General features: G+C 70.4%; 26 protein-coding genes. 8 read left to right on the top strand and 18 right to left on the bottom strand.

Going from position 1 to position 23,988, the window contains the following annotated elements; all coding sequences use genetic code 11:
- Window positions 1-22: 22 nt before the first annotated feature.
- The 6 genes from SLV14N_RS36675 to SLV14N_RS36700 all read right to left on the bottom strand — a co-directional run bounded on the left by SLV14N_RS36675 (window position 23) and on the right by SLV14N_RS36700 (window position 3,840).
- Window positions 23-1,261 (bottom strand): SRPBCC family protein, encoded by a 1,239-nt coding sequence (locus SLV14N_RS36675; RefSeq protein WP_263272678.1) that lies wholly within the window; start codon window positions 1,259-1,261, stop codon window positions 23-25.
- Window positions 1,254-1,991 carry a hypothetical protein gene (locus tag SLV14N_RS36680; protein WP_263272679.1) on the bottom strand — a complete coding sequence of 246 codons (738 nt, stop codon included), beginning with the start codon at window positions 1,989-1,991 and terminating at the stop codon, window positions 1,254-1,256. The genes SLV14N_RS36675 and SLV14N_RS36680 overlap by 8 nt, the downstream gene beginning before the upstream one ends.
- A gap of 26 nt (window positions 1,992-2,017) precedes the next feature.
- Window positions 2,018-2,275, bottom strand: coding sequence for a gas vesicle protein GvpG (locus tag SLV14N_RS36685; protein WP_263272680.1), 258 nt, complete (start codon window positions 2,273-2,275; stop codon window positions 2,018-2,020).
- 20 nt (window positions 2,276-2,295) lie between these two features.
- Window positions 2,296-3,009 carry a GvpL/GvpF family gas vesicle protein gene (locus SLV14N_RS36690; protein ID WP_208687112.1) on the bottom strand — a complete coding sequence of 238 codons (714 nt, stop codon included), beginning with the start codon at window positions 3,007-3,009 and terminating at the stop codon, window positions 2,296-2,298.
- A gap of 3 nt (window positions 3,010-3,012) precedes the next feature.
- Window positions 3,013-3,453, bottom strand: coding sequence for a gas vesicle structural protein GvpA (locus SLV14N_RS36695; RefSeq protein WP_263272681.1), 441 nt, complete (start codon window positions 3,451-3,453; stop codon window positions 3,013-3,015).
- 78 nt (window positions 3,454-3,531) lie between these two features.
- A complete protein-coding gene (locus SLV14N_RS36700; protein WP_263272682.1) occupies window positions 3,532-3,840 on the bottom strand; it encodes a gas vesicle protein in 309 nt (102 codons plus the stop codon).
- A gap of 93 nt (window positions 3,841-3,933) precedes the next feature.
- On the opposite strand from SLV14N_RS36700, the gene SLV14N_RS36705 reads away from it, so the two are divergent.
- Window positions 3,934-4,122, top strand: a complete 189-nt coding sequence (locus SLV14N_RS36705; RefSeq protein ID WP_263272683.1) for a hypothetical protein — start codon at window positions 3,934-3,936, stop codon at window positions 4,120-4,122.
- Window positions 4,123-4,325: 203 nt separating this feature from the next.
- Here the strand turns inward: SLV14N_RS36705 and grpE are convergent, their stop codons facing one another.
- The 6 genes from grpE to SLV14N_RS36735 all read right to left on the bottom strand — a co-directional run bounded on the left by grpE (window position 4,326) and on the right by SLV14N_RS36735 (window position 12,156).
- A complete protein-coding gene (gene grpE / locus SLV14N_RS36710; protein WP_263272684.1) occupies window positions 4,326-4,961 on the bottom strand; it encodes a nucleotide exchange factor GrpE in 636 nt (211 codons plus the stop codon).
- The gene (dnaK, locus tag SLV14N_RS36715) at window positions 4,958-6,841 is read right to left on the bottom strand and encodes a molecular chaperone DnaK (protein WP_208687120.1); all 1,884 of its coding nucleotides are present in this window, start codon (window positions 6,839-6,841) and stop codon (window positions 4,958-4,960) included. The genes grpE and dnaK overlap by 4 nt, the downstream gene beginning before the upstream one ends.
- Before the next feature lie 387 nt (window positions 6,842-7,228).
- Window positions 7,229-8,311: a type III polyketide synthase gene (locus tag SLV14N_RS36720; RefSeq protein WP_259670822.1), complete on the bottom strand. Its 1,083-nt coding sequence runs from the start codon at window positions 8,309-8,311 to the stop codon at window positions 7,229-7,231.
- Window positions 8,312-8,569: 258 nt separating this feature from the next.
- Window positions 8,570-9,778, bottom strand: a complete 1,209-nt coding sequence (locus tag SLV14N_RS36725; RefSeq protein WP_208687122.1) for a cytochrome P450 — start codon at window positions 9,776-9,778, stop codon at window positions 8,570-8,572.
- A 311-nt stretch (window positions 9,779-10,089) separates the two neighbouring features.
- Window positions 10,090-11,187: an NAD(P)/FAD-dependent oxidoreductase gene (locus SLV14N_RS36730; RefSeq protein WP_208687124.1), complete on the bottom strand. Its 1,098-nt coding sequence runs from the start codon at window positions 11,185-11,187 to the stop codon at window positions 10,090-10,092.
- A gap of 99 nt (window positions 11,188-11,286) precedes the next feature.
- Window positions 11,287-12,156, bottom strand: a complete 870-nt coding sequence (locus SLV14N_RS36735) for a helix-turn-helix transcriptional regulator (protein WP_263272685.1) — start codon at window positions 12,154-12,156, stop codon at window positions 11,287-11,289.
- A gap of 126 nt (window positions 12,157-12,282) precedes the next feature.
- On the opposite strand from SLV14N_RS36735, the gene SLV14N_RS36740 reads away from it, so the two are divergent.
- Complete coding sequence (locus SLV14N_RS36740; RefSeq protein ID WP_208687129.1) at window positions 12,283-13,017, top strand: SDR family oxidoreductase; 735 nt, start codon at window positions 12,283-12,285, stop codon at window positions 13,015-13,017.
- Between the two features lie 103 nt (window positions 13,018-13,120).
- Here the strand turns inward: SLV14N_RS36740 and SLV14N_RS36745 are convergent, their stop codons facing one another.
- The 3 genes from SLV14N_RS36745 to SLV14N_RS36755 all read right to left on the bottom strand — a co-directional run bounded on the left by SLV14N_RS36745 (window position 13,121) and on the right by SLV14N_RS36755 (window position 15,485).
- Complete coding sequence (locus tag SLV14N_RS36745; protein WP_093638062.1) at window positions 13,121-13,525, bottom strand: VOC family protein; 405 nt, start codon at window positions 13,523-13,525, stop codon at window positions 13,121-13,123.
- A gap of 167 nt (window positions 13,526-13,692) precedes the next feature.
- Window positions 13,693-15,078 carry a hypothetical protein gene (locus SLV14N_RS36750; protein ID WP_263272686.1) on the bottom strand — a complete coding sequence of 462 codons (1,386 nt, stop codon included), beginning with the start codon at window positions 15,076-15,078 and terminating at the stop codon, window positions 13,693-13,695.
- Window positions 15,075-15,485: a hypothetical protein gene (locus SLV14N_RS36755; protein WP_208687133.1), complete on the bottom strand. Its 411-nt coding sequence runs from the start codon at window positions 15,483-15,485 to the stop codon at window positions 15,075-15,077. The genes SLV14N_RS36750 and SLV14N_RS36755 overlap by 4 nt, the downstream gene beginning before the upstream one ends.
- Window positions 15,486-15,684: 199 nt before the next feature.
- Here SLV14N_RS36755 and SLV14N_RS36760 point away from each other — a divergent pair, with 199 nt between their 5' ends.
- The gene (locus SLV14N_RS36760) at window positions 15,685-16,062 is read left to right on the top strand and encodes a hypothetical protein (RefSeq protein ID WP_208687135.1); all 378 of its coding nucleotides are present in this window, start codon (window positions 15,685-15,687) and stop codon (window positions 16,060-16,062) included.
- Window positions 16,063-16,227: 165 nt separating this feature from the next.
- On the opposite strand, the gene SLV14N_RS36765 is transcribed toward SLV14N_RS36760, so the two are convergent.
- The 3 genes from SLV14N_RS36765 to SLV14N_RS36775 form a co-directional block, all read right to left on the bottom strand.
- Window positions 16,228-16,542, bottom strand: coding sequence for an SCO5918 family protein (locus tag SLV14N_RS36765; RefSeq protein WP_208687137.1), 315 nt, complete (start codon window positions 16,540-16,542; stop codon window positions 16,228-16,230).
- Between the two features lie 86 nt (window positions 16,543-16,628).
- Window positions 16,629-18,125, bottom strand: coding sequence for a DEAD/DEAH box helicase (locus SLV14N_RS36770; RefSeq protein WP_263272687.1), 1,497 nt, complete (start codon window positions 18,123-18,125; stop codon window positions 16,629-16,631).
- Between the two features lie 343 nt (window positions 18,126-18,468).
- Window positions 18,469-18,672: a cold-shock protein gene (locus tag SLV14N_RS36775; RefSeq protein WP_009715709.1), complete on the bottom strand. Its 204-nt coding sequence runs from the start codon at window positions 18,670-18,672 to the stop codon at window positions 18,469-18,471.
- Window positions 18,673-19,240: 568 nt separating this feature from the next.
- On the opposite strand from SLV14N_RS36775, the gene SLV14N_RS36780 reads away from it, so the two are divergent.
- The 5 genes from SLV14N_RS36780 to SLV14N_RS36800 all read left to right on the top strand — a co-directional run bounded on the left by SLV14N_RS36780 (window position 19,241) and on the right by SLV14N_RS36800 (window position 23,931).
- The gene (locus SLV14N_RS36780; protein WP_208687141.1) at window positions 19,241-20,527 is read left to right on the top strand and encodes an ATP-binding protein; all 1,287 of its coding nucleotides are present in this window, start codon (window positions 19,241-19,243) and stop codon (window positions 20,525-20,527) included.
- A 142-nt stretch (window positions 20,528-20,669) separates the two neighbouring features.
- Window positions 20,670-21,353 (top strand): CBS domain-containing protein, encoded by a 684-nt coding sequence (locus tag SLV14N_RS36785; protein ID WP_208687143.1) that lies wholly within the window; start codon window positions 20,670-20,672, stop codon window positions 21,351-21,353.
- Between the two features lie 86 nt (window positions 21,354-21,439).
- Window positions 21,440-22,120, top strand: coding sequence for a CBS domain-containing protein (locus SLV14N_RS36790; RefSeq protein ID WP_208687144.1), 681 nt, complete (start codon window positions 21,440-21,442; stop codon window positions 22,118-22,120).
- 116 nt (window positions 22,121-22,236) lie between these two features.
- Complete coding sequence (locus SLV14N_RS36795) at window positions 22,237-22,944, top strand: response regulator transcription factor (protein WP_263272688.1); 708 nt, start codon at window positions 22,237-22,239, stop codon at window positions 22,942-22,944.
- A gap of 93 nt (window positions 22,945-23,037) precedes the next feature.
- Window positions 23,038-23,931: a universal stress protein gene (locus SLV14N_RS36800; RefSeq protein ID WP_208687146.1), complete on the top strand. Its 894-nt coding sequence runs from the start codon at window positions 23,038-23,040 to the stop codon at window positions 23,929-23,931.
- The last annotated feature ends 57 nt before the right edge of the window (window positions 23,932-23,988 follow it).

Genomic DNA, 23,988 nt, shown 5'->3' on the forward strand with positions numbered 1-23,988 from the left:
TCGTCTGTGCGGTGGGGAGAGGTCAGCGGGCGCCGGCGGTACGGCGGCCCCGGGCGGGCGGCGCCGGCTCGTCCTCGTCGTCCGCCTCCCGCTCGTCCCGAGGGACCTCGTCCTCGTCCTCCTCGTCGGGCTCCACGAGGTCGTCGTCCTCCTCCGCGGCCGGCTCGCCGTAGTCGTCGGCCTCGGCCTCGGCCTCGTCCTCGTCGTCCTCGTCGTCTTCGTCTTCCTCGTCGACCGGCTCGCCGAGTTCGTCGTCGTCCTCCGCCGCGATTCCGTCCTCGTCCGCCCCGTCCTCGGGGTCGATGCCCTCGTCGTCGAGTTCCTCGTCCTCCTGGGCCTCGTCCGCCTCGGCCTCGTCGGTGCCGTCCGCGTCGGGGCGCCCGTCGTCGTCGGAGCCGGGCTCGGTGTCCTCCCCGTCCTTCTCCGCCTCGACGGCGTCGGCGTGCTCGACCACGACCTCGCCGTCCTGGATCTCGCCCCGCCAGCCGTCGGTGGCCTCGCCGCGCAGCATGATGAATTTGCGGTAGAGCTTGAGGTCCAGCCGGGCCCGGCGGCCCTGGGCACGCCAGATGTTGCCGGTCTTCTCGAACAGCCCCTTGGGGAAGTACTCCAGCACCAGCAGGACACGCGTCAGGTTGTCGGTGAGGCGATGGAACGTCACCACCCCCTTGACCGTGCCCTTCGCGCCCTCGGTGGTCCAGGTGATGCGTTCGTCGGGCACCTGCTCGGTGACATTGGCCCGCCAACTGCGGGTGGACTTGGCGACCTTCACCTTCCAGTTGCTGGTGGTGTCATCGGCCTTGTCGACACTGACGACCCCCTTGGCGAAGGTGCTGAACTCCTGGAACTGCGTCCACTGGTCGTACGCCTCGCGCACCGGAACACCCACATCGATGTCCTCGACGATGGTCACGCTCTTGGACTTTCCGCCGCCGCCCTTGCGGCCCTTGCCGAACAGTCCCTTGACCTTGTCCTTGACGGTGTCCTTGAGGTGGGAGGCACCGACGGTCAGCGCCGCCTGCTGCGGCGACTTGCCCTCACCGAGCGCCGCACCGCCCTTCGCCAGGCTGCTCACCAGACCCCCGGCGCCTGCGCCGGGTTCGGCGAGCTTGCCGACGCTCTCGCCCAGCTTGTGGCCGAGGCTGGTGACGGCGTGCTGGGCCCGTGCCTGGAGGTAGCGCTGCAGCTCCTCCTTGAGCTCGTCGGCCGCCGGGCTGTGGGTCACCTCGTGCTTCACCTTGCTGAAAGTGGACTCAGCCATTGCTGCCTCCACGGTCGGCGGCTGTGCGCGCCGCGCCGGACGCCTTCTTACGGGCCCCCGAGGCGGCCTTCCGCCCCGATGAGGCGGCCGGGCGCCCGCGGGACGAGGCGGCAGCGGCCTTTCCCGAGGCCCGTGATGCGCTCGCGGCCGGGCGTCGCGCAGCGGCGGTGCCCGTTTTCTTCGCTGATTTCGCGGAGGACTTCGCGGCTGATGTGGTGGCTGACTTGGCCGAGTTGGTGGACTTCGCGGATGAGGCGGCAGATTTCCCGCGGCGCGGCGCGGGCTCCTCCTCGGCGTCCACAGCACCCTCGGCGTCTTCGGCGTTCCCGGCGTCGCCCCGGGCCTCGCCCTCGGGCGCCTGGTCCTCGTCGTCCGCCCCCGCCCGCGGAGCCTCGTCGTCCGCGGCGCGCCCGGTATCGCCGGCCGCGTCCTGGCCCTCCGTGAGGGCCGCGGTCCGCTCGTGCAGGGAGTCGGCGAGACCGGACATCCGCTGGGTGAGCGCGGTGCCGGCCGCCGCCTTCGTGGCGTCCACCAGTTCCTTGCGCACCTGGTCGTTCAGGGGGCCCAGAACCGGCGAGTTGGCCACCAGCGTGCCCAGCTGCTTCGGATCCAGATTCAGCTTCTTGCCGGCCAGAAACATGCCCAGGCCGATGGCCATCTTGGCTTTCTTCGTGCGCCCCAGAAGGTAGCCCCCGACGAGGGCCACACCTATCTTGGCGTTGCTCATCATCTGTCGTACACCTCAATCTCCCCTGATCAGGAGTCGGTACGTAGTCGTTGTTGGTGGGCCTCCAGCCACTCCAGCCGGTCCAGGAGTTGGTCCTCGCGGGCGTCGAACTCCTCGGGCCCGATGCTGCCGTCGAGCAACTGCTGTTCCAGCGCGGCCAGTTCCTCGCGGACCGGCGCCGGGTCGTAGCACTCGCGCTCGGCGGTGAGCAGCACTTGGTCCAGGACCCAGACCGTGCCCCGCACCGGGGCCACCGGCAGGGTCAGGAGCTGTGTGAGGAGGCCCATGGCCGGTCTCCGCTCATAGGTCAGACGAAGCTGTACGGCGGCAGCGGGCCGTGCAGGCTGAAGTCGTAGGTGTCACCGCGCTGCCCGGCCTCCTCGTGGACCGCCTCCGAGAAGGCCGCGGCCTTCTCCCGCTCGACGAGGAAGGACACACTGAGGAAGTGGCGCTTCGTCGGCTCGATGTCCGCGGTGCGCACCGCGGCCCCGGCGAGCCGGGTCACGATGTCCGACCGGGCGCGCTCGTGCCGGGCCTCCACCTCCTGGGAGATCAGCTCGCCGAGCGCCACCTTGTCGTCGTAGGCGCCGGGGTTCTCCCGGGTGCGGTCGTTGAGCCGCCGTACCTCGGCGGACTCCCGCACGATCTCCCGCAGCAGTTCATCCTCGTCGCGCGCCACCTTGAGGTGGTACTCACGGCAGCCGTCGACCTCTTCGAGCCGCTGGAGGTAGCTGTCGCGGTCCTGCTCCAGGACGGTGGCCACCTGTGCGTCATCGGTGCCGACCAGTCCGAAGCGCATCGGCAGGGCGGCGCCGTCGGCCAGCAGACGATCCTGAACGTCCTGGTGGGCGGCCACATCGCGGCGCTTGGCCCGGAGCTGCGGCGGTGCGTCGCTGACCACCGCGCACAGGTCCTTGGTGCGGACGGTGCGCAGCTGCGCCGCGGGTTCGCCGACCCCGCTGATGCCGGAGAGCCGCAGGGGGTGGCCGGCCGCCGTGATGGCGTAGAGGTACGTTCCCATGGCTCAGTCCTCCCGGCGGCGCGCGGTGCGCCGGTTGCTGGACGCGGAAGATTTGCGCGCCGGCCGCTCTTCCTCTTCCGCGGAGTCCTCCTGGCCCTTCTGCAAGGATTCGCTGAATGCCTCAACGGCACCGGTCAGCGCACCCTTCGACTTTCCTTTGGCGCCACTCTCGGTCGCCTCACCGACCAGATCGGTGAGCTGGCTCGGTGCCTTACGGCCGGATTCCAGATCGAGTCGGTTGCACGCCTCGGCGAAGCGCAGATAGGTGTCCACGCTCGCGACGACGACGCGCACATCAATCTTGAGGATTTCGATACCGACGAGAGAGACCCGCACAAAGGCGTCGATCACAAGCCCTCGGTCGAGGATCAGCTCAAGAACATCGTAAAGATTTCCCGAACCACTTCCGCTGGTCGCTGCGTTGGATTGCTGAATGGCAGTCACGGTCGATCGTCCCTTCCAGGTGACTGGAGCGGGTCATGGGGCCGTGCGTTGTCGTGGTGGGTGCCGAGCGTCGGCGGCTTACCTGTCGATCTGGCCACGCCCGTATCGGCGGGTCCGCTCGTATCCCACCAGTTGGCCCTGTCCGTCGAGGTGGACGCGGTAGGAAGCCATCACGCTCGCGGTGTCCGGCACCCTTTCGATCTCCACCACTTCCACGTTCGCCAACCAACCGTCATCGGTGGGCTTGAGAGCCGACACCGAGTCGGGCTCGCATTGGAGCAGTTGCGCAAGTTGCCCGGAGGCATGGCGCATTGCCGTGGAGGCGGAGATCCGCTGCGTTCCGCCGCCGTGTGCTTTCTCGCGTTCCGTGTTTTCCTCGGTCGCCATGATCCCGCCTGTCGTGCGTCGTAGGGCTTTCTGTCGAAGTACGGAGGCCGTTTGCTGGCGGTAGAGGATCGCGTGCCCCTGGGGCTCGAACATATGCGTAGTCGCGCACAGGGGGCGGCAATTCCCGCTCACGGAAGACCGTCTTCGCCCCGCAAGCCGGGGATCGACGCACAGGCCGACGCACAGGCCGACGCACAGGCCCAGGAACAGGCCAAGGCACAGGCCCAGGCACAGGCCAAGGCACAGGTCAACGTATGGATCGCCGGGCGGATCGGCGGATGAATGAGCTCACCGTCGCGTCATGAACAGCGCGGGACGGCAAGCGAAACAGGGATCGCAAGGGATCGCAACAGGGATCGCAACAGGGATCGGAACAGGGATCGCAACAGGGATCGGAACAGGGATCGCAACAGGGATCGGAACAGGGATCGGAACAGGGATCGGAACGGGACAAGCAGACCAATTCCGAGGTGCGGAAAGGTAATTCAGGGCCGGACGTGAGGCGCCGCGGCGGGCGGTTCGCCCGCGACGGCCACCTGTGCGGGGCGCAGCAGACGGTCGCCGACCCGGTAGCCCAGGCGCAGCACCTCGGTGCACATGGCCTGCTCCAGGCGGTCGGTGGGGGTGAAGGTGACCGCCTCGTGGATCAGTGGATCGAACGGGTCGCCCGCCGCGCCGAAGGTCTGCAGACCCAGCGCCCCGAGCTCGGCGCGCAGTGCCTCGGCGACGCGCTGAAAACCACCGGTGACCTCGCCCTGCTCGGTGGCCTCGGCGAGGGAGTCGAGCACGGGCAGCAAGCGGCTCAGCACATTGGCCACCGCGATCTCGCCGACCGCCAGCCGGTCGCGGTGGACCCGCTTGCGGTAGTTGTCGTACTCGGCCTTCAGCCGCTGCAGGTCGGCGGTCCGCTCCCGGAGTTCGGCGTACAGCACCGCCTCCGGTGGCGTCGGCCGCCCGGCCGGCTCGTCATGGCCGGACGGCCTGCCGGTGCCCTGCTCCGTCCGTTCGTCCGGGCGGTCGGTGACATCGGGCGGGCCCGGTTCGGGGCGCTTCGCCGACCCGTGTCCGACGAGGGCCAGCGGCGGGTGGGGCAGGCCGTGGACGTGGGGCGGGCGGTTCATCGTGCGCTGCCCTCCTGCTTGTCGTCGTCGACGATCTCCGCGTCGACGACATCGTCCTGCTCGTCGGCGGCGGCATCCGGTCCGCCCTCACCGGCAGCGGCGCCCTCAGGGCCCGGGGTGGTCTGCGCGCCCTGGGTGTCGGCGTACATGGCCTGGCCCATCTTCTGGGAGACAGCTGCGAGCTTCTCGCTGGCGGTGCGGATCTCGGCCGTGTCCTCGCCCTTGAGCTTCTCCTTCAGCTCGCCGACGGCGGTCTGGACCTCGGTCCTGACCTCGCCGGGGATCTTGTCCTCGTTGTCCTTGAGGAACTTCTCGGTCTGGTAGACGAGCTGCTCGGCCTGGTTGCGGGTCTCGGCGGCCTCGCGCCTGCGGCGGTCCTCCTCGGCGTGGTGCTCGGCGTCGCGGACCATCCGGTCGATGTCGTCCTTCGGCAGCGAGGAGCCGCCGGTGACGGTCATCTTCTGCTCCTTGCCGGTGCCCAGGTCCTTGGCCGTGACATGCATGATGCCGTTGGCGTCGATGTCGAAGGAGACCTCGATCTGCGGGACGCCGCGGGGGGCCGGCGGCAGACCGGTCAGCTGGAACATCCCGAGCTTCTTGTTGTACGCCGCGATCTCGCGCTCGCCCTGGTAGACCTGGATCTGCACGGACGGCTGGTTGTCCTCGGCCGTCGTGAAGATCTCGGAGCGCTTGGTCGGGATCGTGGTGTTGCGTTCCAGGAGCTTGGTCATGATGCCGCCCTTGGTCTCGATACCGAGGGACAGCGGGGTGACGTCCAGCAGGAGGACGTCCTTGACCTCACCCTTGAGCACACCGGCCTGAAGGGCGGCGCCGATGGCGACGACCTCGTCCGGGTTGACGCCCTTGTGCGGGTCCTTGCCGGTCAGCTCCTTGACCAGCTCGGTCACCGCGGGCATCCGGGTCGAGCCGCCGACCAGGATCACATGGTTGATGTCGGCGACCTTGATCCCGGCGTCGTTCACCGCATTGTGGAACGGGGTCTTGCAGCGTTCGAGCAGGTCGGCGGTCAGCTGCTCGAACTGTGAGCGGGTGAGCTTCTCGTCGAGGTGCAGCGGCCCGTCGGCCGACGCGCTCAGATACGGCAGATTGATCGTGGTCTCGGTCGCCGCCGACAGTTCGATCTTCGCCTTCTCGGCGGCCTCCCGCAGCCGCTGGGTGGCCATCTTGTCCTGGGACAGATCGATGCCGTACGCGTTCTTGAACTGCTTGGTCAGGTGGTCGACGATCCGCTGGTCCCAGTCGTCGCCGCCCAGGTGGGTGTCGCCGTTGGTGGCCTTCACCTCGACGACACCGTCGCCGATGTCCAGCAGTGAGACGTCGAAGGTGCCGCCGCCGAGGTCGAAGACCAGGATGGTCTGGTCGTTCTCCTTGTCGAGGCCGTAGGCCAGGGCAGCAGCGGTCGGCTCATTGACGATCCGCAGCACCTTCAGGCCGGCGATCTCACCGGCCTCCTTGGTGGCGGTGCGCTGGGAGTCATTGAAGTAGGCCGGAACGGTGACCACGGCATCCGTGACGTCCTCGCCCAGGTATTCCTCGGCATCGCGCTTGAGCTTCTGCAGCACCCGCGCGGAGATCTCCTGAGCGGTGTACTGCTTGCCGTCGATGTCGCCGCTCTCCGGGAAGCGCCACTGCGCCTCGCCCATGTGGCGCTTGACCGACCGCGCGGTGCGGTCGACGTTGGTCACGGCCTGCCGCTTGGCGATCTCGCCGACCAGCACCTCACCGCCCTTGGCGAAGCCGACCACCGACGGGGTGGTCCGGGCGCCCTCGGCGTTGGTGATGACCGTGGGCTCGCCGCCCTCCAGCACACTGACCACCGAGTTCGTCGTACCAAGGTCAATACCCACTGCACGTGCCATGGTCTTCTCCTCACCTTGCGGCCCGCTCGCGGAACGGCCCCGCGTAGGCCTCCTCACCTGCTGATATGGGGAGCAAGCCGCCTACTCATCTGCATAGAACGCACTGACACGCATGTCAAGATATTCCTATTCAAGGCAAAAGTTCGGTTTGCGCCAACCGCTGCCGTGCCCCCGCCGACGGCTGCCCCGGGGTGATCCCGTTCCCGGGATGCGCCCGCACCGCGGCGCCTTCCCGGGGCGGCACGGTCCCAGTCGCTCCCCGCGCCGCCACGCTGACGCGGGCCCGAGCGCTACCCCAGGGGAGTGAGGCGTCGCGGTGCCACGCTGCGCGGGCACATGCGCGGTGCGCCCGGCGGATCACCGTCCGGGCGCACCGCGCGGGCGCGCTCACGCCGCGATGTCAGGGGTCGAGGCCCAGGTGCCGAGGGCCATCTCGGCGGTGATGCCGGGACCGAAACCCGCCAGCAGGCCGCGCTGGCCCTCGACGGCCGACGCTTCGTCGAACATCCTCGCCAGGGCGTCGAGCACCACACCGCTGGCGATGTTGCCGTACTCGGTCAGCGTCGCGCGGCTGAAGCGGAACGCCTCGGGCGGCACCTCCAGGAAGTGACACAGGTCGTCCAGAATGCGCGGACCGCCCGCGTGGACGATGTAGAAGTCCAGTTCGCCCGCGTCCCATTGGTGCTGCTCCGCGATGGCGCGCAAGGCGGGAGCGAGCGGCTCCATGGTGCCGGGCACCCGCTTGTCCAGCTGGAAGTGGAATCCCGTGGCCCGTACCGCGTAGGAGATCCAGTCCTCGGTGTTCGGGATCAGGTACGAGCTGTTGCGCTCCAGGCGGACGCCGGTGCCGCCGTTGCCCCGGACCACGGCGGCGGCGACCGCGTCACCGAACAGGCCGTTCGACAGCAGAGATCCCACCCCCAGATCCGTGGGCTGGTAGCACAGCGAGCAGAATTCACACGCGACGATGAGGACATTGGCCTCGGGGTACGCGGTGCAGAAGTCATGCGCCCGGTTTATCGCGGCGCCTCCCGCGGCGCAGCCGAGTTGGGCTATCGGCATCTGCCGTGTCTCCGACCGGAAGCCGAGAGTATTGATGAGCCAGGCCGTCAGGGACGGCATCATGAAGCCGGTACAGGAGACGTAGACGATCAAGTCGATCTGCTGTGGCTCCAGTTCGGCCTGGTCGAGTGCCTGGCGCACCACGGCGGGGACACGGGCCTTGGACTCCTCCTCGTAGACCGCGCTGCGGGCGTCGAGCCCCGGGTGCTTGAGCACCTTGTCGATCGGCTGGATCAAATGCCGTTTGCGTACACCGGTGTGCTCGATGAGGCGGAGCACCAGCCGCAGCTGCGAATGATCCTTGTGCAGCCGCCGTGCGAGTTCGAGGGTGTCGTCTTGGGTGATGACGTATTCAGGGACCGCGATTGCAGGTTTGCACAGAACCGCCATGGGATGGGCTCCTTGCAGACTTGTGGTCCGCTCAGGGAATTCCCTGATTTCCCTTTCGGGTCGTTGTCGGCCGGTGGTTCCCGCCGCGGCAACCTGCCCGAAGAACGGGCACGTTGGCCAAGGCGGGAATCGGCGGACTGAAGTGCGCGACCCTCGGAGAGAACTGTGAGCGGGCCATCCGTCGAAGAATGAACTCTCCCCGTGCAGGTGGATCTTCTTTCCGACTAGTAACCGTACGCCAGCGAGGTGACTTCTGCATTCCGCGGCGTCGCCCCCTTACCAGGCGACCGGCAGCTCCAGCGGATAGCGCCAGATCGAGGTCGTGTTCCAGCGCACTTCCTCGGCCGGCTTCGCCAGCCTGAGCTCGGGGAAACGCTCCAGAAGGGCGCCGAGGGCGACTTCCAGCTCCGTGAAGGCGAGCGGGGCGCCCAGGCAGTGATGGCCGCCCCAGCCGAAGGTCATGTGGGAGGGCCGGTCCTCGCGTTCCAGATCCAGCTCGTCGGGCCGCTCGAACTTCCGGCCGTCCCGGTTTGCCGTCAGGTAGGAGACATGCACGATGTCCCCGGCCCGGATCATCACCCCGCTCAGCTCCACGTCCTCGGTGGCGACACGGGGGATACCGACGCCCTTACGGAAGGGGATGAACCGCAGCAGTTCCTCCATCGCCTGCGGGAGCATCTCCGGACGGGCCCGCACCATGGCGAGTTCCCTGGGCCGGGTGAGCAGGGTGTAGGCGAGGTTGCCGATCTCGTAGGTGGTGGTGTCCTGGCCGGTGATGAGCAGCACCATGGCCAGGACCGTGAGCTCCTGGTCGTTGAGGAGCTCGTCGCCGTCGCGAGCGGTCGCCAGCGCGCTGATCAGGTCGTCTCCCGGGTGCTGGCGACGCTTCGCCGTCAGCGTCTTGAAGTACGCGCGCATATCGGCCTTGGCGCGGACGGCGCTGTCCCGGTTCTCGACGGTGACGTTCATCATCGTCCGTGCGTGCCCGCGCAGTTGTGCGCGGTCGGCCTCGGGGATGTCGAGGACCTCGCAGATGGTGGTGAGCGGCAGCGGGGACGCCAGGCTCTCCATCAGGTCGGCCGGGGAGCCCTGCGCGGTCATCCGGTCCAGCAGGTCGTCCACGACGTGCTGCGCACGGGCGCGCATGCGCTCGACCTGACGCGGGGCGAACGCTTTGGAGACCAGGCTCCGCAAGCGGCTGCTGGCCGGCGGGTCCATCACGTTGATCGCCTCGTCCTGCACGATCGGCTCGGGCGTCATCCGCGGGAAGTCCCGGCCGATGATGGCACTGCGGCTGAAGCGCCGGTCGGTCGTCACCGTGCGCACATCCTCGTACCGGGTCACGAGCCAGGCCTCGCCCTCCCCGTAGGGCAGCTTGATACGGGCGACCGGTTCCTCGGTCAGCAGACGCTTGAGCGTCGGATCGAATTCCAGTGCCTCGGCGTAGTCGAACGGGCAGTTCCACACGGTAGCGCCGGGTTCCATAATGAGCTCCCGAAGTCAGAGGTGACGAGTGCATTCACCGCCTGTGAAGGCAGAAAATTGGCGCACGTACGCGTACGTACCAGGCTGTCAGCCAGAAACACGCCAATTCATCCCGGATATCGTAAACACGGGGATGCAAGGGCGGCTTTACCGTCCGATCACGCTGGGGAATGGCGGGTGCTGTGGTCCGCCATTCCCCAGCGAATGGCGACCGGGGCCGGGTGCCCGAAGCGTTGCGCCAGAAGGGTGATGTCCCGCCTGTTCTGTGCGGCGGCCACCGTGCTCAGCGCAGCCCGGGCACCACGGGGAGGTCACAGACCGTGGCGGCGCTCGCCCAGTACGCGTGCGCACACCTCGGCTTCCGTCCGGGCGGCGAACGGCTCGTACGGTGCCGGGATCCGGGCACGGTGGGCGGCGACGGCGCGGGCGGTGTCCTCCTTGACCAGATCGCCGTTGATGGCCGTGGCGGCGGTGAGCCCGGCGGCAGCCGCCTGGATCACCCCGGCATACGGATCCGTGACATTGCCGGCCACCCACACTCCGGGAACCCGGGTGGCCCCGGCCGGGCCGGCGGCCATGGCACTGCCGAGTACCTGCTCGCCGCTCTTCTGCTCGTCCGCTTCGAGGCCGAGCCGGGCCAACACGGCCCCACGGGCCGCGAACCGCGGTGCGACGACCACGGCCCGGCACGGGACGATCCGGCCGGAGTCCAGCCGCAGCCCGGTGAGCCGGTCGTCGGTCAGCTCCACCCCGGTGACCTTGCCGTCGGCCACTGCGATACCGCGGGCGGCGAGCTGCTCCCACTGCTCCTCGGACGGCTCCGGCGCGGTGTGCAGGAACAGGGTCACTTCCGCGCTCCACTGGCGGAACAGCAGCGCCTTGTCCACCCCGTTCGGCCCGGTGGCCAGCACACCGATCGCCTGGTCGCGGACCTCCCAGCCATGGCAGTAGGGGCAGTGCAGCAGCTCACGCCCCCACCGCTGCGCCAGCCCCGCGACCTCGGGGAGTTCATCGACCAGCCCGGTGGACACCAGCAGCCGTCGTGCCGTCACCCGGGTGCCGTCGGCCAGCGCCACGTCGAAGCCCCCGTGCCACCCACCGTCGCCGGTCCGGCGCCGGGCCGAGACGACCCGGCCGCTGACGACCGACCCGCCGTACGCCGCGACCTCCGCCCGCCCCGCCGCCAGCAGCTCCGACGGGGGTGTGCCCTCCCGGCCCAGGTAGTTGTGCACCCGGTCGGCCGGGGCGTTGCGCGGCTCGCCGGCATCGACCACCAGTACCGAACGCCGTGACCGGGCCAGCGCCAGGGCCCCGCTGAGGCCCGCCGCGCCACCCCCGACCACCACCACGTCATGGTGCGCCTCCGCGGAGAGCGCGGCCGGAATCCGGTCCTTCTTCTGGGTTGCCATCTCTCGTACCTCCGTTCACCGGAGATGCTCGACCGGCCGCGCCACATTGACAAATAACATTGCCGAGACAGCAAAGAGGGGCAGTTGCCGGCCCCTCGCTCAGTGCCCGCGTGTGCCCGGAGCCCGCACCGTGCCGTCCGACCCTTGCCGATCGGTGGCGTGGAGGGTGCCGAGCAGGGAGAGGGCCTCGGCGCTGGGGCTGCCCGGCTCGGCGTGGTAGATCACGAGTTGCAGGCCGGGCGCGCTCCGGACGTCGAAGGCCTGGTAGGTGAGGGACAGGGCGCCGACCTCCGGGTGGCTGAACTCCTTTGCCTCGTGGGTCTTTCCGCGCACGGTGTGGGAGTGCCAGAACTCGGTGAACGCCGCGCTCGCCGCGGTCAGGCTCCGTACCAGTGCGGCCGGCCGCGGGGCATCGGGGTCACGGCCGACCGCCTGCCGCAGATTCGCCACCGTGGCCTGGGCTGCCCGGCTCCAGCGCGTGTGGAACTGCCGCGCCGCCGGGTCGAGGAACACCATGCGGGCAAGGTTGTCCGCGCGCTCGAAGGGGGAGAACAGCGCCTCGGCCAGGGAGTTGGCAGCCAGGATGTCCAGCGCCGGATTGAGGACGAAGGCCGGTGTGTGCGGATAGCCGTCGATCAGCTGGCGCAGGGCCGGGCCGACGGTCTCCGGCCCGTAGGACGCCGGGCGGTCGTCCGGGACGACACCGGCCAGCCGGCACAGATGCGTCCGCCCGTCCTCGTCCAGCCGCAGCGCACGGCTGAGGGCATCGAGCACCTGCGGCGAGGGGTGGCGTTCGCGGCCCTGCTCCAGCCGCGCGTAATAGTCGGCGTTCATGCCCGCCAGGACGGCGACCTCCTCGCGGCGCAGCCCGGGGACCCTGCGACGCCCGTGGGAGGGCATACCGACGTCCTCGGGGAGGACCTGTGACCGGTGCGCCCGCAGGAACGCCCCGAGTTCGTTGTTCGTCATCCGTCCAACGTAGGGCGTGTCTGCGGGAGGTGCCTGGGTGTGGGGCACCCAGGCACGAGCTGTCCTGGTCGCGGTGCGCTCCGCCGTGGAGGCTCGCCGGTGAAAGCAACTGGTAAAGGAGTACCCATGACGGAGCACGAGAAGGCCATCCTGATCACCGGCGCGAGCAGCGGCATCGGCGAGGCGACCGCCCGCCGGCTGGCCGCCGACGGGCACCGCGTCTTCCTCGGTGCCCGCCGCACCGACCGACTGGAAACGCTGTCCCAGGAGATCAGCAACGACGGCGGCACCGTGGCCTTCCGGCGACTGGACGTCACCTGCGCCGAGGACATGCAGTCCTTCGTCGCGGCCGGGCGCGCGGCATTCGGACGGGTCGACGTCCTGGTCAACAATGCGGGGGTGATGCCGCTGTCGCCACTGGAGGCGCTGCGGGTGGACGAATGGGACCGGATGCTCGATGTGAATGTGCGCGGGGTGCTCCACGGGATCGCCGCCGCGCTGCCCGTGATGCGGGCCCAGGGCGCCGGACACTTCGTCAATGTCGCGTCGACCGGGGCGTATGAGGTGGTGCCCACCGCCTCGGTCTACTGCGCCACCAAATTCGCCGTACGCGCGATCTCCGAGGGACTGCGCCAGGAGTCCGCGGGCGGCATCCGGGTCAGCGTGGTCTCGCCGGGCGTCACGGAATCCGAACTCGCGGACAGCATCACCGATCCGACGGCCCGGGACGCCATGACCGCCTACCGCGCCGTGGCCCTGCCGGCCGCCGCGGTCGCGGACACCATCGCCTTCGCCGTGAGCCGGCCACCGGAGGTCGAGGTGAACGAGCTGGTCGTGCGCCCGGCGGCCCGCACCCGATAACCACACCCGCTCGCAGGGCGTCTCTGCAGGGCGCTTCCGCAACAGAGGGAGCGCCACCGGGCCCGGTGGCGCTCCCCGCCTCGCCGCCCGCCCCGGGCAGCCCTCAGTTCGCCTGCCCCAGGGCATGGCCCTCGCTCGCGGCGAGAACGAAGGGGTGGCCCGCGGGGTCCGCATAGCGACGGGCGTCGTAGGGCCCGCGGTTCTCCCGGGTCTGCAGCGGCCGCGCTCCCAGGCTGACCGCTTCGCGCTCCGCCTCGTCCATGTTGTCCTGCGGGACGAGGAAGTGCAGATGCGCCTGCTGTGAGTCGTCCGGGCGGGGCCAACTGGGCGGCGCCGCGCCCCGGTCCCGTCGTATCGCGAGGTGCACGGTGTCGCTCTCGACGACTTCGATGTAGTCCGGGCTGGTCCCGATCCGCACTTCTCCGCCGAGGAATTGTGCGTAGAAGTCCGCCAGTGCCGCGGGCTCCGCGCAATCCAGTACCAGGACGCTGGTTTTGGCGATGGCCATCCGGTTCCCTTCCTGTCGACGGGCCCCCGCCCGCCTCTCCGGACCGCTACCCCGAGACGGCTTCGGCACTCCGCGGACCCGGGAAAGCCGCCCCACCCGACCCGGCCTGCCCGCCTTGTGGAAGGGGGACGCGCAGACAGCCGGGGGAGTGGTCTCAGCCGATGACGCTATGGGGCGGATCCTTGTTCAAGGCGGGCCTGTTCCAGCAGCGTACGGGCGGTACGCGCATGGGGGTGCGCGGCACCGAAGGCACGGTCACAGGCGCGTACCGCCTCCCCGGCCAACTGGACGGCGTCGGCCCAGGTGACCTTCTCGGGCCTGGGGTGGGGACTCATCGTGCGGTCCAGAAAACGCACCACCGGCGCCGGGAACATCCCCACGCCACGCGACCGGCTCGCACCCTCGTCCCGCAACGAGCGGACCGCTGCCGCCGTCACCTCCGCATGCACGAGTCGCAGCAGGGCGGCGTCCCGCGGGCGGTCCCCTTCGAGTTCCGCTCTGTCCCGGTAGGTGAGGGCGTCATGGACCAGGGCGAACGCCTCGTGCCACAGGCGCTGTTGCCCCAGCGCGCGGGCGCGGTGCAACTGGGCGAGCAGGCGCGCCGGATGCGCCGCCCCCTGGACTCGCCAGCGCAGGCCGGCCGCCGCATGCAACAGCCGCTCGCACTCGGCGTAGCGCCGCAGCCCGTACAGCGCATCGGCCAGGGCGTGCTGCACCTCGGCGATCTGCGTCAGCACATGACAGTCGGCCGGGGAGAGCCGACCGGTGAACGGGCCGTCGGCGTTCTCCCGGAGGATCTCGGCGATGCTCGGGCCGGTGTGCCCGGCAAGCGACAGTCCGCGCCCGCCCGCCTCTCTCTCCGCCCGGTCGAGCACCGGACGCAGCACGGCTTCCGCGTCGCCGAAGTCCCCGCAGCCGACCTGGAGTCGGCCGAGCGCCAGGGCATCCGCGAGCTCCGCCCCGGCGCCCGACGACTCCACGATCCGCACCGCGAACGGCAGTCCTTCCTCGTACCGGCCGGCCGCGGCATACGCGTCCCGGACCCGGCGCGCGACCGTGGCCGCCCGTGACGCTTCCCGGCCGGCGCGCCACAGCAGGGCCATCGCATGCGGGGCGAACAGGTCCGGTGCCGCACCGTCGGGCGACCGCAGCAGGGCGTGGTCGAGCAACGCGGCGGCGTAGCCGCACAGTCGGTCGCGGACCTCGTCCGTCAGCTCCCGGGCGGACTCGGCGACGGCGGCGTCCGCCCGCACACAGGGCACCGGCGGCTCACCGGCCGCCCCGGCGCGGTCGGTCAGCTCGCGCACCTCGGCCGCCACCCGTTCCGCCGGCAGCTCCGGTATCCGGACCGCGGCGAACGCCTCGGCGGACAGGACGGACAGCGGAAGGGGCGCCTCGTCGAAACACGACAGCAGATGCCGCAGGGAGAGCCGCGGCACCGTCCTCGGCGCGCGGTCGTCGCCTTGCTGATGGGTGATGTGCAGATCACGGGCGGCCTGGTAGATCCGTGCCCGGTCGTGCGCCTCGGCTTCCCAGGACGCCCCGTCGCTCATGACCCCTGTACCCGCATATCGCGCCCGGCCTGGTAGATCCGGGAGCTGTCCGCCGCGCGCGCCTGCAACTGGACGCTGCCGGCGGGCGGTTCCGTCGGCTGCGCCCCCTGGGCCGCCTCCAGCACCCGCCGCAATTCCTCGGCGGCCGCCGGATCGTCCCGCAGGACACGCAGCAGCCGCCGCTGCCACTCACCGACCAGTTCCTGCTCCGTCTCCTCGTCAGCGCCCCCCTCCCTGGCCTGGACGAGTTCCGCGCGGGCCTCGTCGAGGTCCCGGCCGACACCGTCGGCGTCCGCGGGCCGTACCCGCCGCCACAGCGCGACCACACCGTCCCGGGTCTGCCCCCAGGCCTCGGTCACCATCAGTCCGACCAGCGTCGTCCCCGCACTGGCAAGCACCGGATCCATTGCTCCACCGTCCCGTTCCCCGTCATCTGGCTCATCGGCCGCCCCCGGCCCCGCCCTGCGTCCCGTGCGGGCCTGGTTTCGGACCACTGCACGCGTAGTCTCCTACGTCCGGTGACGGTGGCTCAACAACAGCGGCCGCGGGGGCGCGCGCTGCCGGGTGTGGTGCCGAGGGCCGGTCGCGGCAGTAAAGTCTGCTCCCATGTCGAAGCCCGACGAGCTGCTTGTCGACATCGCCGCCATGGTGGAGTCGGAGCAGAGCAATCAGATGTCGCTCACAGTGGTTGTCCAAGGTGCTGTCATCACCGGGCGGCTGGCGCCCGAGAGCGTGTGGCGGCAGCGTGTGGCCGAGGTCCTGGAGCAGTCGGAGCGGCTGGGACCGTTTTCCGCGCTCTTCTCCTCAGCCGGCCCGGACACCCGCCCGCCACAACGGAAAGAGCCACCCACCCACCTGTATTTCCATGTGGCGAGGATTCTGCAGGGAAGTATCGGCCTGCCCGAGACCGGCGGGATGTATCGCGTCGCGATCAACGACGTAGGAGCGTGGACGGTGGGCGACTTCCGCTACTCCGACCGCTGAGGCCGCGTCCCCGCCCCGGCGCAGGACCGTCCTGCTGTCGCTGTCGCCGTCGCTGCCGTGGGCGCCGCGCGACCACGGCCCGTCATGAGCCTGGAGGACCACCGTCACACAAAGGTGGGCTCCGACCGGTGCGGTCGGAGCCCACTTCGTTGTACGGGGTCGGTCTCAGCCCGTCGGGTCGCCGTCAGGCGTCGCCGGAGCCTGGAGCAGTGCCGACGCCTCCTCAAGAGGCGTGCGGGCGACGGGGGTCGAGGAGTTGCAGGTGAAGCCGAGGCGGGTCAGCGCCCGGGTCACTTCGCCGGCGGAGAAGTCGCGGCGGTCCTGCCGGGTGATGATCTCCCCGACCTGCTTGACGGGGTAGTGACGGCCGCCGATGAGTACGGACTCACCCGTGATGGGTTCGGGCTTGACGCCCTTCATCGAGTCCTGCACCTCGGTCTTGATCAGGTCGAAGGGGAAGCGGGCGATGACGACGCGCATAGTGCCTCTACAGGGTCGAAGAGAACCGGAAACGGCCGGACGGCGGAGCGGAGGAGGAGCGGCGGGCGAGCGGCATGACTGCCGCGTTACGGGGTCTTGCCGGCAGCGGGCCGGCGCTGCGACGTCCCGGACGCGGTCCGGGGTGCGCCGGAGGACCGACGGGCCTGCGAGGAGCGACTGCGCCGGCCGCGGGTGGAGGAGCTACTGCGCTTGGGGCGTTCGACGACCGGTGCGGCAATGGTAACGGGAACACCGGAGGGAGCCTGGGCACCGGTGATACGGGTCAGTTCGGCCTCGCCGGAGCGGATCTGGGTGGACTGGGGGGTGATCCCCGCGTCGGCCATCAGCCGGTCCATCTCGCGGCGCTGGCTGGGCAGCACGAGGGTGACGACGCTGCCGGACTCCCCGGCGCGGGCGGTGCGGCCGCCGCGGTGCAGGTAGTCCTTGTGGTCGGTGGGCGGGTCGACATTGACGACGAGGTCGAGATTGTCGACGTGGATGCCACGGGCGGCGACGTTGGTGGCCACCAGCACGGTGACCTGGCCGGTCTTGAACTGGGCCAGGGTCCGGGTCCGCTGGGGCTGGGACTTGCCGCCGTGCAGGGCCGCGGCGCGTACCCCGCTGTTCAGCAGGTGCTTGGTGAGCTTGTCCACCGCGCGCTTGGTGTCCAGGAACATGATCGACCGGCCTTCGCGGGCGGCGATCTCCGTGGTGGTGGCGTGCTTGTCGGCGTCACGGACGTGCAGCAGGTGGTGTTCCATCGTGGTGACGGCGCCCGCCGACGGGTCGACGGAGTGGACCACCGGGTCCGTCAGATAGCGCCGGACCAGCAGGTCGACATTGCGGTCCAAGGTGGCCGAGAAGAGCATCCGCTGCCCCTCGGGGCGAACCTGGTCGAGCAGCGCGGTGACCTGGGGCATGAAGCCCATGTCGGCCATCTGGTCGGCCTCGTCCAGCACGGTGATGCCGACCTGGTTCAGACGGCAGTCACCGCGCCCGATGAGGTCCTTGAGCCGTCCGGGAGTCGCGACGACGACCTCGGCCCCGCCGCGGAGTGCGCCGGCCTGGCGGCCGATCGACATACCGCCGACGACGGTGGCCAGCCGCAGCGACAGCGCCCGGGCGTAGGGGGTGAGCGCATCGGTGACCTGCTGCGCCAGCTCCCGGGTGGGGACCAGTACCAGGGCCAGGGGCTTGCCCGGCTCTGCGCGCTGGCCGGCGGTGCGGGCCAGCAGGGCCAGGCCGAAGGCGAGGGTCTTGCCCGAGCCGGTGCGGCCACGGCCCAGAACGTCGCGCCCGGCCAGCGAATTCGGCAGCGTCGCGGCCTGGATCGGGAACGGGGCGGTCATCCCTTCCGCGGTCAGCGACGCCAGCAGCGCGGACGGCATGTCCAGTTCGGCGAACGACTCGGCCGGCGGCAGCGCGGGCGTATGCGTGACGGGCAGGGCGAACTCTCCCTGCGGCGCGGGACGACGCCGCTTGCCACCGGAGCGGTTGGCCGACTGTGAGCGGTTGCCGCCACGGCCTGAACCGGCGGAGCGGGTACGGGAGAAGCGGTCGTTCGGGCGAGATGTGCGGTTCATGGAGAACCTTCCTCGATGCGGTACGTCGAAGAATTCCCGGCAGCTGTGAGCCACACACAAAAGAATCGCAGAACGGACCGGCGAAAACAGATGGAACGAGGCGGGGCGGAATCGACCGCCGACGCGTGGAAAAGATTTCGCCGCGAAGAGCGGCGCACGTGATGCCGGATCGGGGAGCCGGGTGGAGCGGCGTGCTGTCGCAGCAGGCCGTGGTCCGGTACCGAGCAGGTTGCCTCTTGACGCCGGCGCGGCCGTGACGGCACACGCGGCGGATTCCGCAAAGGGCAACGAGCTGGGGCCCGCACCCAAGGTGCGGGCCCCAGCTGCGGTGTATGCGTCAGCGTCAGGCGGGGACGATGTTCTCGGCCTGCGGGCCCTTCTGGCCCTGCGTGACGTCGAAGGTCACCTTCTGGCCCTCCTGGAGCTCACGGAAGCCCTGGGTGGCAATGTTCGAGTAGTGGGCGAAGACGTCAGCGCCGCCGCCGTCCTGCTCGATGAAGCCGAAACCCTTTTCCGAGTTGAACCACTTAACGGTACCGGTAGCCATGTCATATCTCCTTCGGGGGCAGTGCCGGGGCCGCACTGTGCGGACCCCGCGTCGCCGTGATGATTGCCCCGTCCGGAAAACCGGATATACAAAAGCGCTCCCGCCGGCATGGAATGTCGACGGGGGTGCGAGAAGTCTTTGGGAACCACAACTGCAACTGAGATCGACAGTAGCACGGCATCAGCAGCCTTGCGTGGCTGTTGCCTCCGCCATTCCTGGCCGCGAAAACCCCTGCTGCCGTGGCGGGTATTTCTGTGGTCGCGGCACGAGATATTCGCCCCTCGCGCGCCGACCCATCCGGCCACGAGAGTGGGCGGCTCGCCACGCACTCTCGGCTTGCGCGGCTGCGTGAGCGGCCTGTGCGCCGCGCCGGTCAGGCGCGGCCCGCCGTCCTCCCGTCCGTCCGACGCATGCCGATGCCTGGAACGACGGAGAAAATCTATGCCGGTCGCGATAGATATATGGAACCGAGTCGCTCCACCGGATTCTCTCGGCGGCGGCCGGAACCGTACCACTCACCGGGCCGACGGGCCCCGGCCGCGGGAAAATGTCCGGGGAGGTGGTGGCGATGTCTCCGTGGCGGGTCCGGAATCTCGACGAAGGCGATCTGGACCAAGTGGTGCGCATCTGGGAGGAGTCCCGGGACACCGCGCGGGAACCGGCGGTGAGCCTCGCGGAAGTCGTGAGTGCCCTGCGGGGCCGGATGCCGGCCGTGGTGGCTGTGGTGGGGGACCGGGTCGTCGGGGCGGCGGTGTCGTCGGTGGCGCAGGAGCGGGCCTGGGTGCTGCGGCTGGCCATCGCCCGTCAGTGGCGCCGCCACGGCATCGGGTCGGCGTTGCTGGCAGCGCTGGAGGAGCGCCTGGCGGAGGCGGGTGTGCGCCGTATCGGGGCGCTGCTGCCGGAGGGGGAGGTCGGTGAGCAGGCCTTCAAGAATTCCGGCTACACCGGCCGGCCGGATCTGAGCTATTTCGAGAAGCTGCTGAGCGCGGATTCCGCGGAGGCCACTCTGCTCGATCAGCTGGGCGGCGTGGTGCCGGAAACCGGGCTGTGGGACGGCATCGCGGGGATGACCGGGGAGAAGGCCCTGATCGAACGGCGGCTGGTGCTGCCGCTGGAGAATCCCGCGGTCGCCGAGCGCTACCAGCTGGTGCCGCCGCGCGCCGTGGTGCTCTTCGGGCCACCAGGCACCGGGAAGACCACGTTCGCGCGGGCGGTGGCATCCCGGCTGCGCTGGTCGTTCATCGAGGTGTTCCCCTACCAGCTTGCCGAGGACGCGCACGGGGTGGCGGCCGCGCTGCGGCGGCTGTTCGCGCGCGTCGAGCATCTGGACGAGGTGGTGCTGTTCTTCGACGAGGCGGAGGAGATCGCCTCGGAGCGGCAGGATCCGACGTCGCTGGCCCACCGGGTGACCAATGAGCTCCTCAAGCTCATCCCGCAGTTCCGGCGCGGTGAGCGCCGGCTGCTGATCTGTGCGACCAATGCGGTGCGTTCCCTGGACCCGGCCTTTCTGCGGCCGGGACGGTTCGACTATCTGATCCCGGTGGGCCCGCCGGACGCCGAGGCCCGACGGGCCATCTGGACCCGTTACATCGGCCCGGACCGGGTGGCCGGTATCGATCTTGACGCGCTGGTCGGGGCCAGCGGTCGCTTCACACCGGCGGACATCGAGTACGCGGCGCGCACCGCCGCCCAGAGTGCCTTCGAGCGGCATCTGGCGGCGGGCCCGCGGCAGGCCGGGGACCCCACCCAGCTGACCGACGACTATCTGCAGGCCATCGCCCGCACCCGCACCACTCTCACCGAAGAGGACATCCGCGCCTTCGACCGCGACCTCCGGGCTGCCGCGCGGGTGTGAGTGTGGGGGTGAGGCCCGTGCGGGGCGTTCGGCCGACCGGCGGGGGAAGGGACCGGACGGCCCCTGTCCCGCGCGCTCGGCGCATTCCAGGCTGGAGGTGTCACAGGCCGGGTGACGTGCGTCCGGGTACCGAGGAGGCATCATGCAGAACACTCCGCACCTTGTCAGCGATGTGATGACGCAGACCGTGGCCGCGGTCGACCGGGAGGCGCGGTTCAAGGAGATCGTCGAGACCATGGAGCGGTGGCAGGTCAGCGCGCTGCCGGTGCTGGCGGGGGAGGGCCGGGTGGTCGGTGTGGTCTCCGAGGCGGATCTGCTGCCCAAGGAAGAGTTCCGGGAGTCGGACCCCGACCGCCTGGAGCAGCTGCGGCGGTTCGACGATGTGCGCCGGGCGGGAGCGCTGACCGCGGGGGAGCTGATGACCGCGCCCGCCCTGACCGTGCCGGCCGATGCCACGCTCTCCCAAGCGGCCCGGACCATGGCGCGCGGGTCCGTCAAACGGCTGCCGGTGGTGGACGCGCACGGGGTGATCCAGGGCATCGTCAGCCGCGCCGACCTGCTGAAGGTGTTCCTGCGCTCGGACGACGACCTCGCGGAGGAAGTCCGCTACGTCATCGGTGAGCTGTTCGCGACGCCGGTCAGGGATCTGCGGGTCACGGTCGCCGACGGGGTTGTCACGCTCCGGGGGCAGGTCCGGGACACCTCGCTCATCCCGGTGGCCGCACGCCTGGTGCGCGCGGTCGAGGGGGTCGTGGACGTGGCGTTCGACGTCACCACCCCGGCTGCCGCACGGGCCCGTACGCCGATGGCGGGCCCGCACGGCTGACGGGACCTCTCGCCGAGGCCGTTCACGGGCCCACCGGCGGCGGGGCGGGACGGGGCGCGGTCCAGGGCCGGTACCGAGGAGGCGTCATGGAACACAGCCCGTACACCGTCGGCGACGTGATGACCCGGACCGTGGTGGCGATCGGCCAGGAGGCGCCCTTCAAGGAGATCGTCGAGACCATGGAGCGGTGGCAGGTCAGCGCGCTGCCGGTGCTGGCGGGGGAGGGCCGGGTGATCGGTGTGGTCTCCGAGGCGGATCTGCTGCCCAAGGAAGAGTTCCGGGGAGCGCAGCCGAGCCGTCTGGAGCAGCTGACGCGGCTGGACGATGTGCGCAAGGCCGGTGCGCTGACGGCGGGGGAGCTGATGAGCGCGCCCGCCCTGACGGTGCACGCCGGTGACACCCTGGCCCAGGCGGCGCGGACCATGGCGTTCAAGTCGGTGAAGCGGCTGCCCGTGGTCGACGGCGCGGGGCTGCTGCAGGGCATCGTCAGCCGTGCCGACCTGCTCAAGGTCTTCATGCGCGCCGACGAGGACCTGGCGGCGGAAATACGGACGGAGATCATCGGCCCGCTGTTCGCCGCAGCGCCCGGGGATCTGGCGGTCGGCGTCACCGACGGAGTGGTCACCCTCAGCGGCACGGTCCGCGACCCGTCGTTGCTTCCCGTCACCGCGCGCCTGGTGCAGGCGGTCGAGGGCGTCGTGGACGTGCGGTTCGACGTCACCGGCCCGGTGCCCGCAGGGCAGGAGCGTCGGGCGGGCCCCGGCTGACCAGGGCCTTTCGGCCACCGCACGGCCGCCCCGGGACCGTTCGGCCTGGCAGGCCCCTGCGAGAGGGGTCACGATGGGGACAGTGAGACGGACGTCGTACCAGCCGGAGGGGCGTCATGAGCGACGCGGAGGCTTTCTCACCGCACCGGCCGATCCGGGTGTTCCTGCTCGACGACCATGAGGTGGTCCGGCGTGGTGTGGCGGAGCTGCTCGACGCCGAGCCCGATATCGAGGTGGTCGGCGACGCCGGGACCGCCGCCCATGCGCTCGCCCGCGGTCCGGCGCTCCGGCCGGATGTCGCGGTGCTGGACGTACGGCTGCCGGACGGCGACGGGGTCACCGTGTGCCGGGAGCTGCGCTCGCACCTGCCGGATCTGGCCTGTCTGATGCTCACCTCGTTCGACGACGACGAGGCGCTGCTCGACGCGATCATGGCCGGTGCGGCGGGTTATGTCCTCAAGGAGATCAAGGGGGCCGATCTCGTCGCCGCGGTGCGCACGGTCGCCTCCGGCAGCTCGATGCTCGATCCCGCGACGACGGCACGGCTGATGAGCAGTCTGCGGGGCGGCGACTCCGGCGTGCCGCCCGAGGCGGCGGCGCTCTCCGCTCTGTCCCCGCGGGAGAGGGAGATCCTCGGCCTGATCGGCGCCGGATTGACGAACCGTCAGATCGGAAAGCGGCTCTATCTCTCCGAGAAGACCATCAAGAACCACATCTCCCGCCTGCTGGCCAAACTCGGTGTGGAGCGGCGCATCCAGGCGGCCGTCCTCGCCACCCAGGCCGCCTCGGCTCCCGGTACGGGCGCGGGTCCGCACGGGAAGTGAGGCGGGAGCAACGGTGCTTCACCCCCGCAGGGGACCGGAGCCCGGGTGACGGGCCGTCCGGCCCGTTTCTCCGACCCCGAAAGGAGGGCGGTCATGGAGCCGGACATCATCACCGTGGGGCTCGACGGTTCGCCGGAGAGCCTGGCGGCCGCGCAGTGGGCCGCTGACGAGGCGGACCGGCGCCAGTCGGTGCTGCGGCTGCTCCACGCGTGGATACTGCTGGCCGCCGAGGCGCCGGACACGCCCCCCGACCGTGACCAGAACGCCGCCGCCCGGCAGCTCGTGCGCCGGGCCCAGGACGAGGTACGGGAACGCCACCCGCATCTGCAGATCATCGAGGACCTGGTGGGGTCGGAGGCGGAACCGGCGCTGCTGCGCGCGGCCGGTGAATCGCTGATGGTCGTACTCGGGTCGCGGGCTCTCGGGACCTGGGAAAGCTATGTGCTCGGCGATGTGAGCCTGAATGTCGTGGGCCGCGCCGAGGGGCCGGTCGTCCTGGTCCGGGCGGCCGAGCGGGCGAAAACACCGCGCCACACCTCCGAGGGCACGCCGCCCGCCCCCGACCCGCGGGTCGTCGTCGGCGTCGGACTCAGCGGCCCCTGCGACCGGATGATCGGGTTCGCCTTCGACGCGGCGGCGAGCCGTGGCCTTCCGCTGCAGGCCGTCCACGGACGCCCGCTGCCCGTGCAGGCGTACACCCCGTGGGGCATCGACCCCGATGCCGCGACGGAACTCACCAAAGAGGCGGACATCGAGCTGCGGGACGCCCTGCGCCCGTGGTGTGAGCGTTTCCCCGGTGTGCTGGTACAGGAGACCGTGCTGCCGGAGAGCCCGACCCGGGCCCTCGTACAGACGGTCTTCGGGGCCGAGCTCCTGGTGGTCGGCCGCCGACGGCACCGTCCCCTGCTCGCGCCCCGCGTCGGTCCGGTCGCGCATGCCGCCATCCACCATGTGACCTGCCCGGTCGCTGTGGTTCCCCACGACTGAGAGCCTGCGGCAGCGCACTGTCCGCCCATGGGGCCGAGGAGATCCGGCCCGGCACAC

This window comes from Streptomyces sp. Je 1-4 4N24, from assembly GCF_026239515.1.
Lineage (GTDB): Bacteria > Actinomycetota > Actinomycetes > Streptomycetales > Streptomycetaceae > Streptomyces > Streptomyces nigrescens.